The following is a 13,184-nucleotide window of genomic DNA, read 5'->3' as shown; positions in this document are numbered from 1 at the left end:
CGGTCCGTCCCGCAGCGGGGACGGACCGGGGCTCTGTCGTACGTTCAGGCCCCGCGCGAGCCCGGGGGCAGGGCCGCCGGCTGGGCGCGCCCGGAGTGCCGGCCCACCCGCTGCCAGGAACCGGAGCCGCCGGTGTGTGCGCCGGCGGCTCCGGCGGTGCTGCCGTGTCCGGTGGCTCCGCCCGTGACGGCGAGGCCGGTGGAGAAACCGGCGGAGTGGCCGGAATGGCCGCTCAGCGGGAGACGGCTGCCGAAGAGCCCGGAGCCGAAGGCCATGAAGCCGAGATTCTCCTCGCCGCTCCGATCACCCGGCAGCGCCCGGAACGAACGGCGGTACTCGGAGTACAGCGCGTCGTAGATCGGGGTGTGGGACGGACCGCCCGAAGGGTCCTGCGAGGGGCGCATGGCAGGGATCGGGCTCGGGCGCTGATGGGAGGAGTCGTATGAGTGCACGTATGTGCCAACGACACCGTTGTCCGTCGGATGCGGGCGCGGCGGAGAAATAGCTGTTCGCCGCCGGTGCGAGGGGCCGGCCGTCATGATCAGGTACCGGCCAGCGGCATCGCGGCGGCCACCAGGAGCCCCTCGGCCGCCGCCCGGTCCAGGGCCTCGCGCAGCAGGTCCTCGCGGGGCTGCTGGCCGATCGCCCCGGCCGGGGCGGCGAAGACGAGAACGGTCCGGGACTTGTTGGCCGCGGCCCGCCAGCCCTCGGTGACCTGGAGCGGTGCGTGCGCCTGCCACCAGGCGACCGGTGCGCCACCGCCGGTGCCCGGCTGGAGCACGGCGTGCAGCTGGCCCATGGCGAGCAGGATCGACCAGCCGTGCAGCATGGCGGGCACCTGGTCCATCCGGTGGACCGGGTGGAAGCCCTGCTCCAGCAGCAGCTGGAGGAATTCGTCGCCCCGGCTGCCGTCCGTGCCGGGACGGGCGATGGCACCGGTCGGCTCGACGACGAGGGCCGGGTGGAGCTCTTCGTCGATCAGGACGAGGCCGCTGGTGATCCCGAGCACGGCCTGTTCGGTGGGCAGGCCCTGCGGCCGCGCCGCGTCGCCGGAGCCGTCGTCGCCGGTGATGCTGCGTACGGCGCCCTTCAGCTGCTCCTCGGCGACCTGCACGACCTGCGAGGGGATGCACGTCGCGTGGGCGAAGGCGAGGACTGCGGTCTCGTCGCCGACGAAGAGCACCGTGCTGGTGCGTTCCTGCTCGGAGTCGCCGGGGGTGCGGCAGGAAGTGCAGTCGTAACTGCCCGGGGCGTTGTCGCCGACGAGCAGCCGGTCGGCTTCGGCGTCGCCGATCTCGGCGCGTACGTCCTCGCTGACGTCGAGCATGCGCGGCACGGGTGGCTCCTCGAACTCGGTACGTGCGCCGGGCGGTTCCCGGCTCATGGAAATGACAACGGGCGAGCCGCGGCCGGGGTCACGCGGGAAAGGGAACGTAATCGAACCAACCGGCGCAGAGGGTGAATCTCGGGATCCAGGCGACCGATCGATGGTTGTTTGTCCTGATCCGGCGGGGCGTGATGTGGTCGACTCGGTCACACGCCGGTGCGCCGATACGTCGACAAAGCGGGAAAGCGGGCGAGTTCACGGCTGACCGGAATTCGCCCCTGCGCGGAGTGAACCGTCGACGGGCCCGTGCCGTCATGCCAAGTGCAGCCTGCCGCTGATCAGCCGAACCGGGAGACATGGCGTTCCATGCACATTTCTTTCCTGCTCCACAACGCCTATGGAGTCGGGGGCACGATCCGCACGACGTTCAATCTCGCCGGAGAGCTGGCCGGGCACCATGACGTCGAGATCGTGTCGGTCTTCCGGCACCGCGACGTCCCCGCGCTGGGCGCCCCCGAAGGGGTGAGCCTGAGCCACCTCGTCGACCTGCGGAAGAAGAGCCCGACGTACGACGGCGACGCGGCCGACTACGCCCGCCCCGCGACCGTGTTCCCGCGCGGCGACAGCCGGTACCGGCAGTACAGCAGGCTGAGCGACGCACGGGTGGCGGACCATCTGCGCTCCCTGGAGGCGGACGTCGTGGTCGGTACCCGGCCGGGGCTCAATGTGCACATCAGCAGGCAGGCCCGCCGCGGCCCGGTCCGGATCGGGCAGGAGCACCTCACCCTCGACAGCCACGGCTACCGGCTCCGCCGCGAGATCGCGCACCGTTACACCCTGCTCGACGCGATCACCACCGTCACCGAGGCCGACGCCCGTGCCTACCGGACCGGGTTCAAACTGCCCGGCGTACGGATCGAGGCCATTCCCAACAGCGTGCCCGCACCGACGGTCCCGCCCGCCGACGGCGACCGCACCTGGGTGATCGCCGCGGGCCGGCTGCACAAGGTCAAGCGGTACGACCTGCTCGTCCGGGCGTTCGCCGACGTGGTCGCGGTCCGCCCGGACTGGCGGCTGCGCATCTACGGCGGCGGCGACGCGACCGGGAACGAACGCCAGTCGCTGCTGACGCTCATCGGTGAACTCGGCCTGCACGACCATGTGTTCCTGATGGGACCGGTCAATCCGCTGGAGGCCGAGTGGCCCAAGGGGTCCATCGCCGCGGTCACCTCGGACCGCGAGTCCTTCGGCATGACCATCGTCGAGGCGATGCGCTGCGGCCTGCCGGTCGTCGCCACCGACTGCCCGCACGGCCCCCGCGAGATCATCGACGACGGCACCGACGGACGGCTGGTGCCCGTCGGTGACACGGCGGCGGTGGCCGACGCACTGCTCGGACTGATCCAGGACGACGAAGCACGGCACCGCGCGGGTCTCGCCGCACTGGCCGCCTCGCAGCGTTTCGATCCGTCGCGGATCGCCGAACGTCATGAACGGCTCTTCGCCGAACTCGCCTCGCGCGGCCCGCGCGACCGCTCGCACGGCGCGATGAGCACCACGCTGCACCGCGCCCGGGGCACCGTGCTGGACGGGGCGTACGCCCTGCGCTACAAGGCAGCCGCCGTGATCCGCAAGGGGAAGACCGCATGACCGCCACCGCAGTGCGAAGGACGCCGCGGGCCGACTGCACCGTGGGACCCGACGGCGGGATCACCTTCGATCTCGGCCTCCGCCGCCATGAGGGCGAGCGGACCCCCGAGCTGCTGCTCCGGCTCCGCGGCGCCAAGGGCCCGGACCGCGACACCGGGACCGTCCGGCTGTCGCTGAGCCCGCTGCGCGACGGACGGCTGCGCGCGGTGCTGCCGGGGACCACACGGCCTGCCGAGGGCCGCTGGGACGTGTATCTGCGGGAGCCGGGCGGGGACGACGACGGGGCGGTGGCCGTCGAGCCGGGGATCAGGGACCTGCGCCTGCTCGTCGACCGCGTACCGGCGAGCGGGCCGGTCGCGGTCCGCATCCCGTACCCGACCCTCGACGGCCGGCTCGCCGTCCGCTGCTGGCTGCGCGCACCGCACGCCGAGGCCGGACCGGTGACCTTCGACGGGACCGGGATGACCGTCGAGGGCACGCTGCACGGGGTGGGTCTCGGCGACGGCGCCCGCGTCGAGGCACGAGCGCCCGGGGCCGACGGCCGGGTCCTGCGGGTGCCGGTCACCGGGCAGGACGGCGCCTTCGCCTTCACGCTCCCGTTCGACCGGCTGTCGAACGGAGCGGCCGTCGCCGCGCAGCAGCTCTGGACGCTCTGGCTGGTTCCCGGGACGGCGGCGGGCGAGCCGGCGGGCGGCGTGCGGATCTCCCGCATCCTCGACGACGTCTGGGACCGCAAGAAGATCTTCGTCTACCCGGGCCGCAGCGCGGGGGAGGGTGTCCGGGCGACCCCCTGCTACTCCACCGACAACGACCTCTGCGTGCGGCTCGAACCGGCACCGTAGACCTGTCCGGCGCGGGGCTCGTTTCCAATACCGGGGCTTGCGGACACAAGCTGTCCGCAAGCCCTGGCAGACTCGCCCCATGTTGGAGACCTCGGCACGGCTGCTGCGTCTGCTCTCACTGCTCCAGGCGCACCGCGACTGGTCCGGCGCCGATCTCGCCCACCGGCTCGGTGTCACCCCGCGGACCGTCCGGCGCGACGTCGACAAGCTGCGCGAACTGGGCTACCCGGTCAACGCCAGTCCCGGCACCGGTGGCGGGTACCAGCTCGGCGCCGGTGCCCAGCTGCCGCCGCTGCTCCTGGACGACGAGGAGGCCGTCGCCGTCGCGGTCGGTCTGCGCACCGCGGCGGGCAACGGCGTCGAGGGCATCGGCGAGACCTCCGTACGCGCCCTGGCCAAGCTGGAACAGGTGCTGCCGGACCGGCTCCGGCGCCGGGTGAACGCGCTCAACACCTTCACCGTGCCGCTGCTCCGGGGCCCCGTCGCGTCGGTCGCCGACGCGGGCGTCCTGACCGAACTCGCCGTGGCCTGCCGGGACGCCGAACGGCTGCGCTTCGATTACCGGGACCACTCCGGCTCCGTCTCGCGGCGGACCGCGGAACCGCACCGGCTGGTGTGCACCGAGCGTCACTGGTACCTCGTCGCCTGGGACCTGGACCGCGCGGACTGGCGTACGTTCCGGGCGGACCGGATCACCCCCACGCCGCCGCACGGCCCGAGGTTCACCCCGCGCGAGGCACCCGCGGAGGATCTGGCGGCCTATGTCTCGAAGGGGATCTCCACGTCCGTGTACCCGACGCGGGCGGTGGTCCGGCTGAAGGCGGGGATCGAGCACGTGGCCGAGCGGATCGCGCCCTCGGCCGGGGTGCTGGAGGCGGGCGACGCCGAAAGCTGTCTGCTGCGGACCGGGGCGGCCACCCTGGACGTGCTGGTCATCCACGTGATGATGCTGGGATTCGACTTCGAGGTGGTCGAACCACCGGAGCTCCAGGACGCGATCAGGGTGGCCAGGGACCGGCTGACCAGGGCCCTGGGGTGAGCCCCGGCCTGCGACAACGCCATACGGACGGCCGGGGCGGCCCGCTATACCAGTGGCAGCCGGCGGCCGTCCTCGTACCGCATCGCGAATATTGTGACCAGAGGATAAGGCTGCCATAAGGAAGCGTGAATTCCCGGCGACCTACTCATTTACGCAGGTTATTCGGCAAGGGAATTCCGGTCGCTCGGCACGGGATATTCCGTTCCGATTCCGGGCCTTCCGCCTGATCATTTTCCGGCTTGTGTGATTACTGTGTGTCCGGCCCTCTGGGCGCGTGTCCGGGTGGCGTGATTCATACGGCGGGTGTGTCGTGATCCTGTGACAGAAGTGTGACCGGCGGGGAACGTGAGGATGCCCGGCGATGGTGGGCGCCCCGGCTTCCGTCGCCGCCCGCGGCCGCCTACGGTGAAGGACATGGCACCCATACCGACCCCTCCCGTCCAGCCCGACGACGCGCCGGGTGCGTACGTCGGCCTCGCAGCCGACGCCGCCGAACGGCGGGCCCGCAGCCATGGCTGGAGCACCGTCAGATCCCTGCCGCCGGGTGCGATCATCACCATGGAGTTCCGGAGCGGACGGATCAACTTCGAGGTCGACGACGCCGTCGTCACCCGCTGCTGGGTGGGCTGAGACCTCCGCGACCGCGACCCGGGCGTCCGGCTCCGGACATGAGTGAAGGCCCCGACCGGAGTCGGGGCCTTCACTCATGTCCGGGGGAGCGGCTGTGCGTACCGGCTCCCTGATCGCCCGGGTCTCAGCCGCCGGCCACCGGGCGGGCCGGGCTCGTGCCGCCGCGCGGTGTGCGGTCGGCGTGTGGCGGCCGCCGGCTGCCGGCCGGGGTGACCGGGGTCCGCTCCGAGCGCACCACGTGCGCCGGATGCGAGGCGTGCGCGCGCGAGCGGGTGGCGGTCGCGCCGGCGGCCCCCGCGACCGCCGGCTCCAGCGCCGGGCTCTGCACCGGGGTGTCGCTGCCGGCCGGCTGGGGCGGCAGCGCGGGCCTGGGCCCGCCGGCCGCGACGGGCACGGAGGGAACGGGGCGGCCGAACCCCCGCAGGTTGTCGCGCTGGGCGAAGATCCAGGCTTCCGCCCGGGTGATCAGCGGCTCGACCCAGGGCAGGCCCAGCATGATCAGCAGCCCCGCCGCCCAGCCCAGCAGGACGTCGCTGAGCCAGTGCGTACCGAGATAGACGGTGGTGAGGCCGACGCCGAGCGAGACGATGGCCGACATGGCGGACAGATAGCGCCGGGCTCTCGGGGTGGTGGCCAGATAGGCGAGGATTCCCCAGGTCACGACCGCGTTGGCGGTGTGGCCGGAGGGGAATATATCGCCGCCGGCGAAGAGTTCGGCGGAGCCGATCTGGGTCGCGTAGTGCGGTCCGAGCCGTCCCAGGCCGATCTTGACCGCGCCGACCGTCACATTGAGCAGCAGCAGCGCCGCGCCCAGCGTCAGCAGCGGTCGCAGCGTGTGCTGCCGCCAGGAGCGCCAGCCGAGCCAGCAGGCGACCATGGTGGCGGTGGGGCCGCGCTGGCCGAGCACGATGTAGTAGTCGAGGAACGCATGGATTTCCGGCCACTGCTGATACGGCCGGAAGAGCATGACCTTCCAGTCCAGGGTCACCAGCCAGGACGAGACCAGCACGGCAATGACGATGGCGAGATAGAACGCCAACGTCCCGCCGAAGAGCGCGATGCGGTGACGGCTCATCCGCGGTGGCTCTATCTTCGGCGGCTCCGGCTCCCGGTCCAGCCGGGCAAAGATGTCGGTACGCACCCAATCGACGTTACAGCGAGTTAGTGCGGGACCAGGTCGATCCGGTCTCTTTGTGATGACGATGTGATGTGGACTATGTCTCAGCGGGGTCTTAATTCCCGACCCCCGTGAGCATCTCGAAGGGTCTTCGCGCTATTGATTTCGCACGCATTTCGGAAGGGTGTTTGGAAGCGGGCGGAAAAGCGCAGGAGGTGCCGGTATGAATTTATCCGGGCCCGGCGGGAGGCTGAACGGACGGTGCCGGTCCGGTCACCGGCCGCCTTCGGCGGCGGCCCGGGGGGTGTCGCGCGGGGGTGGCCGAGTACCGTCCTGTGCCGAGTGCGGAGCGCGTCCCCGCAGGTCCGGGCAGTGACCCGGCGTGGCGTACGCCACACCCCGTGGTCCGACCGGGTATGAGGTGGACCACGTGGGCGGGCTCCGAACTCGCGTACGCTGACGGATCACTCGCCCGTCGATGCCGGGCCATGAGGAGCGGCGAACCGCCGCGTCCCCGGTTGGCCCGCCGAGCGCGAGGGACCTTTTGGGAGGTACATGCATGTCCGGGACGACCACAGCCCGAATCCGGCTGCGCCCAGCAGCCGACGGTGCCAATCGATGGGTCGTCCTCGTCGTCCTCTGCCTCAGCCTTCTGCTCGTGGCACTCGACTCGACCGTGCTCCACGTCGCCGTACCCGCCGTCACCGAGGACCTGCGGCCCAGCGCGGTCGGTCTGCTCTGGATCGTCGACGCCTATCCGCTGGTCTGTGCCTCGCTGCTGATCCTCTTCGGCACCCTCGGGGACCGGGTCGGCCGCCGCCGCGTGCTGCTGCTCGGCTACGCCCTCTTCGGCGTCGCCTCCGCGATCGCCGCGCTGGCCGACGGCCCCGGCGTGCTCATCGTGGCGCGTGCCCTGCTCGGGGTCGGCGGCGCCATGATCATGCCGGCGACGCTGTCGATCCTCCGGCAGGTCTTCCCCGACCGGCGTGAACGGGCCGTGGCGATCGGTATCTGGACCGCGGTCGCAGCCGTGGGCGCCGCCACCGGTCCGGTCATCGGCGGCTTCCTCGTCGAGCACTTCTGGTGGGGCTCGGTCTTCCTGATCAACGTCCCGCTGATGGCGCTGATCCTGCCGGTCGCACGACTGCTGCTGCCCGAGTCGCGCGGCAGCCACGACGGTCCGTGGGACGTGCTCGGCGCGCTGATGGCCGCCGCCGGAGTGCTCGGGGTGGTGCTCGGGGTGAAGCGGGCGGGCGCCGGTGAGGTGCTGAGCCCGGCCACGCTGGTCCCGCTGCTGATCGGTGCGGGGCTGCTCGTCGTGTTCGTACGCCGTCAGAAGCGGCGTACGCATCCCCTGATCGACATCGCGCTGTTCACCAGGCCCGCCTTCTCCACCGCGGTGGGCTGCATCGTCCTCGCCATGCTGGCCCTGGTCGGTCTTGAGCTCATAGCCGTGCAGTACCTCCAGCTCGTCCTCGGCCTGAGCCCGCTCCAGACCGGTCTGCGGCTGCTGCCGCTCACCTTCGCCGCCATGGCCGCGGGCGCCACCGGCTCGTACACCCTGCGCCGTGTCGGACCACGCCGGATGGTCGGCTGGGGCTTCGTGCTCACGGCCGTCTCGGTGCTGATCCTGACCGCGATGGGACAGCACGACCGGCCCGCACTGCTGACGGCGGCCTTCATCGCCCTCGGCTTCGGGCTCCAGACCACGCTCTTCGGGGCGTACGAATCCCTGCTCAGCGAGGCCCCCGTCGACCGGGCGGGCGGGGCGGCGGCGATCGGCGAGACGTCCTACCAGCTGGGTGCGGGCATGGGGATCGCCCTGCTCGGCAGTGTCATGAACGCCGCCTACGCCCCCGGGCTCTCGAAGCTCCCCGAAGCGGGTGTGCCGGCCGGGGCCGGCGCGGCCGCCGCCCATTCGCTGGGTGAGGCCTACCAGGTGGCGGACCAGTTGGGCGGTCCGCTGGGGGCGGTGCTCCGCTCCACGGCGCGCCACTCCTTCATCACGGGACTGCATGTCACGCTGCTGGTCAGCGCCGCCCTGCTGCTGGTCGGCGCGCTCGCCGCGCTGCGGCTGCCGCGGGTGATGGACTGCCCCGCGCCGGTGCCCGACGAAGCCGGGCGGGCGGACGAGGGTGGGACGCGCGAACACCGCTCCGCGCACGAGGCCTCCGCCCCGGACCGTGCGCAGCGGCCTCTCCCGCGGCCGGCCCGGCGCCGACCCGCCGGGGCGACCGGCTCTGGACGGGCGGCACACTGAGCCCTAACGTCGGTGCGAGGCCATAACTAACACTGCTAGTTTCAGTATCGCGCGAGCCGTCGGAGGCGTCCTCATGTCCACCACCGAGTCCTCGAAGCTCCCACCGTTCGACCCCGCCGACCCGATCGGCATCGACGATCTGCTCAGCGCCGAGGACCTCGCGATCCGCGGGACCGTACGCGAGTGGGCCGCCGACCGCGTCCTGCCGCACATCGCCGAGTGGTACGAGAACGGCGAGCTGCCCGACATCCGCGAGCTGGCCCGTGAGCTCGGCTCGCTCGGTGCGCTCGGCATGTCCCTCCAGGGCTACGGCTGCGCGGGCGCCACCGCCGTCCAGTACGGACTGGCCTGCCTGGAGCTGGAAGCGGCGGACTCGGGAATCCGCTCCCTGGTCTCCGTGCAGGGATCGCTCGCCATGTACGCCATCCACCGCTTCGGCTCCGAGGAGCAGCGCCGGCGCTGGCTGCCGGGCATGGCGGCCGGTGAGATCATCGGCTGCTTCGGCCTCACCGAACCGGACCACGGCTCCGACCCCGCGGGGATGCGTACCTTCGCCAAGCGCGACGGCGGGGACTGGGTGCTCACCGGCCGCAAGATGTGGATCACCAACGGCTCGGTCGCCGGGGTCGCCGTCGTCTGGGCGCAGACCGACGACGGAATCCGCGGATTCGCGGTGCCGACCGACACCCCGGGCTTCTCGGCGCCCGAGATCAAGCACAAGTGGTCGCTGCGCGCCTCGGTCACCAGCGAGCTGGTGCTCGACGAGGTCCGGCTGCCGGCCGACGCGGTGCTGCCGGGCGTCACCGGTCTGCGCGGCCCGCTCAGCTGTCTCAGCCACGCCCGATACGGGATCGTCTGGGGAGCCATGGGCGCGGCCCGCGCCAGCTTCGAGGCTGCCGTGGACTACGCGAGGACCAGGGAGCAGTTCGACCGGCCGATCGGCGGCTTCCAGCTCACCCAGGCCAAGCTCGCGGACATGGCCGTGGAACTGCACAAGGGCATCCTGCTCGCCCACCATCTGGGGCGGCGGATGGACGCGGGCAGGCTCCGCCCGGAGCAGGTCAGTTTCGGAAAACTCAACAATGTGCGGGAGGCGATCGACATCTGCCGTACCTCGCGCACCATCCTCGGCGCCAACGGGATCTCGCTGGAGTACCCGGTGATGCGCCATGCGACGAATCTGGAGTCGGTGCTCACCTACGAAGGGACCGTGGAGATGCACCAGCTGGTGCTGGGCAAGGCGCTCACCGGTCTCGACGCGTTCCGCTAGAGGCCGGAACGTCCGGCGAGCGCCCTGCTCAGCTCTGGTTGAAGAAGCCGTCGGCCGGCCGGGCGACGGCTTCGGTGACCACCTGGGTGTCGGCCGGGCTCAGCAGGAAGACCCGGGTGGCCACACGCTCGATCGAGCCGCGCAGTCCGAAGATCAGCCCGGCGGCGAAATCCACGACACGCTTCGCGTCGGTGGGGTCCATGGTCGTGAGGTTGACGATCACCGGAACGCCGTCCCGGAAGAGCTCTCCGATGGCCCGTGCGTCCCGGAAACTGTCCGGAGTGACCGTGGCGATCCGGCGGCCCGTCTCCTCGGCCGTCTCGGACGCGATCTGCACCCGGGGGTCGGTCACCCATGCCTGGCCGGCCCCGGTCTGCGGGCCCTCGGCGTACTCGTCGTCGTAGTACCGCTCGTCGTTGTCCTCCACGAGGCCCAGCCAGGCACTCGCCTTGCGCACCGATCCCATGGACGCCTCCTCTCACCGCGGTTCCGTCTTGTTCCGCATCTCTTTCGTCTCCCTATGGTCGTCCATGATGCGGATCGTGCGCCAAGTGGATAGTCGGCGCGCAGGGGATTCGTGACGGTACTGGCACAGAAGATGTGGCGATTCGTCAGGGTTTCTCCCGCATAAGGAGTCTGAAAGAAAGAAAATATGATGCCCAGGCCGTACGGGTGATGCGGGGGACGTACGGGTGAACGGGGTGCTCGATACGATGCACTTCGCGCGGCCGCACGAGGCCGGCGCGAAGGTGAACGACTCTCGGGGGATCGTCGTGTTCGGAATAGTCAGGCCCTGTGCCCATCGGTTGTCCGAGGGGCTCAGGACCGAATGGATGGCCCATCTCTGCGGGCTCTGTCTCGCACTTCGCTCCGATCACGGCCAATTCGCCCGGATCGTTACGAACTATGACGGTCTGATTGTTTCTGTTCTGACGGAGGCTCAGTCCGAGCGCACCACCGGATGGCGCCGCACGGCGGGGCCCTGCCCGCTGCGTGCCATGCGGACCGCCCCGGTCGCCCGCGGCGAGGGGGCCAGACTGGCCGCCGCCGTTTCCCTGGTACTGGCCTCGGCGAAGGTCCGGGACCACGTCGCGGACGGGGACGGCCTGTTGAGGCGCCGCCCGGTCGCCGCCGCCGCGCGCCGGGTCGCCGCGGGCTGGGACCGGGCCGGCGCGCGCACCGGCGCACAGCTCGGTTTCGACACGGCGCTGCTCGTGGACGCCGTCGACCGGCAGACCGGCATCGAGCTGATCGCCGGGCCCGGCACCCCGCTGCTCACGGTCACCGAACCCACCGAGACCGCCACCGCGGCCGCCTTCGCCCACACCGCGGTGCTCGCCGGCAGGCCGCAGAACGCGGCACCGCTCGCCGAGGCCGGTCGCCTCTTCGGGCGCCTGGCCCATCTGCTGGACGCCGTGGAGGACCAGGAAACTGACGCCGCGTCGGGCGCCTGGAACCCGCTCACCGCGACCGGCACCTCGCGGGCGGAGGCCCGGCGGCTGTGCGACGACGCGCTGCACGGTGTACGGCTGGCGCTGCGCGACGCACAGTTCACCGACGGCAAGCTGGCCCATGTGCTGCTGGCGCACGAGCTGCGCCAGTCGGTGGACCGGGCCTTCGGTACCACCTCGTGCTCGCACCCGGCGGGCGGCGTGCTCCTGGACGGAGCCGACGCCGCGTCAGGCTCCCGGCAGACCGGGTCCTTCGGGCCGGCGCCGGGCAATCCGTACGCACCGGGCCCCGGCGGCCCGGCGGGCCCGCCGCAGCCCCCGCCCGAGCCGCCGCGCGACCGGCGCGGTCTGATCGCGGGCTGCCTGGTGTGGGCGGGGCTGGCCTGCACCTGCCAGATGTGCTGCGGCACGTTCGACGACCCGTGGAGCCATCAGCGCCGCGAAGGCCTCTGCAACCAGTGCGACTGCGGCGACTGCTGCGATGCGTGCGACTGCTGCAGCAACTGCGGGGACTGCTGCGACGGGTGCGACTGCTGCGACTGCAGCTGCTGAGCCGGGTGCCCGGCACGGCGGCCGGGCGCCCGGTCCGGCTGCAGGGCGCCCGGCCGCCGTGCCGGGCGTCCGGTCCGGATCACTTGATCTCGGGCGGCGAGATCTGCGAGGTACTGATCGCCGAGGCGCCGATGCCCCACTTCTTCAGGATCCGGTCGTAGGTGCCGTCCGCCTTCAGACCGTTCACCGCGGCCTGGAAGGCGGGCGCCAGCTCGGTGCCCTTCTTGAAGGCGAAGCCGACGTCGAGGCGCTTGAACTCATTGAGGAAGCGCACGCCCTCCTGCTGCCGCACCGCGTACCGCAGCCCGTTGATGGTGGACATCACCACATCGCTGCGGCCCTGCTGGAGCGAGGCCCAGGTGGCGCCCTGGTCGCTGTACGTCTTCACGTCGTACGGCTTGCGGCCCGCGTCGGCGCACAGGTGCCGGTTCTCCTCCAGGGTCACCTCGAAGGTGGTGCCCGCGCCGGTGCCCACGGTCAGGCCGCAGAGCTGGGTGAGGTCGGTGACCTTCTTCAGCCTGCTGTCGTCGCGGACCGCGAAGCCCTGGCCGTCATTGATGTACGTGACGAAGTCGATGGTCCTGCGGCGCTCCTCGGTCACCCCGAAGTTGCCGGTGCCCACGTCGTACTTTCCGCTGCCCAGCGCCGGCAGGATCGCCTCGAAGGAGGCCACCTCGCGGGTGAACCTCAGCCCTAGCTTCCTGGCCACCGCGTCCGCGAAGTCGATGTCCGTACCGGCCACCGTCCTCCCGTCCGCGAGGTAGGTGGCGCCGGGCGGGTTGCTGACGCTCGCGGCGATGTTCAGGGTCCCCGCGGAGCGGACGCCGGCGGGCAGCAGCTTCGCCGCGACCTCGTCCTTGCGCACCGACGAGACGACATCGGTCGTCGGCACCTTTCCCTTGGCGCCGCCGTCCCCGGCGGCACCGGCCGGTGCGGACACCGGATCGCCGGACCCGCACGCGGTGAGGGCGAGAGCGGCGACGGTGATCAGCGCGAAGGCAGCGGTGTGCCGGGTTCGGGGCATGAGGAGGTTCTCCAGGGTCGTC

General features: G+C 71.6%; 12 protein-coding genes. 7 read left to right on the top strand and 5 right to left on the bottom strand.

Annotation, left to right across the window (positions count from 1 at the left end):
- Window positions 1–44: 44 nt before the first annotated feature.
- Window positions 45–404, bottom strand: a complete 360-nt coding sequence (locus AB0D53_RS10220) for a hypothetical protein (RefSeq protein ID WP_362442847.1) — start codon at window positions 402–404, stop codon at window positions 45–47.
- A gap of 137 nt (window positions 405–541) precedes the next feature.
- The gene (locus AB0D53_RS10215; RefSeq protein ID WP_362442844.1) at window positions 542–1,336 is read right to left on the bottom strand and encodes a hypothetical protein; all 795 of its coding nucleotides are present in this window, start codon (window positions 1,334–1,336) and stop codon (window positions 542–544) included.
- A 357-nt stretch (window positions 1,337–1,693) separates the two neighbouring features.
- Between AB0D53_RS10215 and AB0D53_RS10210 the strand changes: the two genes are divergently transcribed.
- The 4 genes from AB0D53_RS10210 to AB0D53_RS10195 all read left to right on the top strand — a co-directional run bounded on the left by AB0D53_RS10210 (window position 1,694) and on the right by AB0D53_RS10195 (window position 5,488).
- Window positions 1,694–2,977, top strand: a complete 1,284-nt coding sequence (locus AB0D53_RS10210) for a glycosyltransferase family 4 protein (RefSeq protein ID WP_362442841.1) — start codon at window positions 1,694–1,696, stop codon at window positions 2,975–2,977.
- On the top strand, window positions 2,974–3,819 hold the full coding sequence (locus AB0D53_RS10205) for a transferase (RefSeq protein WP_362442838.1): 846 nt from the start codon (window positions 2,974–2,976) through the stop codon (window positions 3,817–3,819). Before AB0D53_RS10210 ends, AB0D53_RS10205 begins: the two co-directional genes overlap by 4 nt.
- A 79-nt stretch (window positions 3,820–3,898) precedes the next feature.
- Window positions 3,899–4,858 carry a YafY family protein gene (locus AB0D53_RS10200; protein ID WP_362442835.1) on the top strand — a complete coding sequence of 320 codons (960 nt, stop codon included), beginning with the start codon at window positions 3,899–3,901 and terminating at the stop codon, window positions 4,856–4,858.
- A 414-nt stretch (window positions 4,859–5,272) separates the two neighbouring features.
- Window positions 5,273–5,488, top strand: coding sequence for an I78 family peptidase inhibitor (locus AB0D53_RS10195; protein ID WP_362442832.1), 216 nt, complete (start codon window positions 5,273–5,275; stop codon window positions 5,486–5,488).
- 124 nt (window positions 5,489–5,612) lie between these two features.
- Here the strand turns inward: AB0D53_RS10195 and AB0D53_RS10190 are convergent, their stop codons facing one another.
- Window positions 5,613–6,629 (bottom strand): phosphatase PAP2 family protein, encoded by a 1,017-nt coding sequence (locus AB0D53_RS10190; RefSeq protein WP_362442829.1) that lies wholly within the window; start codon window positions 6,627–6,629, stop codon window positions 5,613–5,615.
- Window positions 6,630–7,164: 535 nt separating this feature from the next.
- Between AB0D53_RS10190 and AB0D53_RS10185 the strand changes: the two genes are divergently transcribed.
- Window positions 7,165–8,865 carry an MFS transporter gene (locus AB0D53_RS10185; protein ID WP_362442826.1) on the top strand — a complete coding sequence of 567 codons (1,701 nt, stop codon included), beginning with the start codon at window positions 7,165–7,167 and terminating at the stop codon, window positions 8,863–8,865.
- A 73-nt stretch (window positions 8,866–8,938) separates the two neighbouring features.
- Window positions 8,939–10,135 (top strand): acyl-CoA dehydrogenase family protein, encoded by a 1,197-nt coding sequence (locus AB0D53_RS10180; protein WP_362442823.1) that lies wholly within the window; start codon window positions 8,939–8,941, stop codon window positions 10,133–10,135.
- A 28-nt stretch (window positions 10,136–10,163) separates the two neighbouring features.
- Here the strand turns inward: AB0D53_RS10180 and sepF are convergent, their stop codons facing one another.
- Window positions 10,164–10,601 carry a cell division protein SepF gene (sepF, locus tag AB0D53_RS10175; protein WP_329815602.1) on the bottom strand — a complete coding sequence of 146 codons (438 nt, stop codon included), beginning with the start codon at window positions 10,599–10,601 and terminating at the stop codon, window positions 10,164–10,166.
- A gap of 307 nt (window positions 10,602–10,908) precedes the next feature.
- On the opposite strand from sepF, the gene AB0D53_RS10170 reads away from it, so the two are divergent.
- Complete coding sequence (locus AB0D53_RS10170; RefSeq protein WP_362442819.1) at window positions 10,909–12,138, top strand: DUF5685 family protein; 1,230 nt, start codon at window positions 10,909–10,911, stop codon at window positions 12,136–12,138.
- 79 nt (window positions 12,139–12,217) lie between these two features.
- On the opposite strand, the gene AB0D53_RS10165 is transcribed toward AB0D53_RS10170, so the two are convergent.
- Window positions 12,218–13,162 carry an ABC transporter substrate-binding protein gene (locus AB0D53_RS10165; protein ID WP_362442816.1) on the bottom strand — a complete coding sequence of 315 codons (945 nt, stop codon included), beginning with the start codon at window positions 13,160–13,162 and terminating at the stop codon, window positions 12,218–12,220.
- Window positions 13,163–13,184 lie beyond the last annotated feature (22 nt).

The organism is Streptomyces sp. NPDC048295, assembly GCF_040652135.1.
In the GTDB taxonomy this organism is placed as follows: domain Bacteria; phylum Actinomycetota; class Actinomycetes; order Streptomycetales; family Streptomycetaceae; genus Streptomyces.
The sequence above is the reverse complement of the archived record's forward strand: the minus strand, read 5'-3'. Positions and strand labels throughout refer to the sequence as shown.